The following is a 251-nucleotide window of genomic DNA, read 5'->3' as shown; positions in this document are numbered from 1 at the left end:
GCGGCATGCTGAGCCCCTGCGTTCCGCCGAGAATGGCAGGCCCGTTGGCGAACAGGAAGTGCAGGATAAAGGATGCTGCGATGGTGGCGATCGCGAGGTAAAGCCCCTTCACGCGCAAGCTCGGAATGCCGACAACCATGCCGACGCCTGCCGCTACAAATCCCGCGACGATGAGATTGATGATGAACGGCGTGCCGACGCGTATTTCCAGAATGGCGACGGTGTAGGCGCCGACCGACATGAAGGCCGCC

General features: G+C 62.2%; 1 pseudogene. It reads right to left on the bottom strand.

The window, feature by feature from the left end:
• Window positions 1-251 (bottom strand): annotated as a pseudogene (locus RVY79_RS20845) (branched-chain amino acid ABC transporter permease); the annotation flags it as partial.

This window comes from Chromohalobacter sp. HP20-39 (assembly GCF_033052815.1).
Taxonomy (GTDB): domain Bacteria; phylum Pseudomonadota; class Gammaproteobacteria; order Pseudomonadales; family Halomonadaceae; genus Chromohalobacter.
Note: the sequence above shows the minus strand (reverse complement) of the source record. Positions and strands in the feature narration are given on the sequence as shown.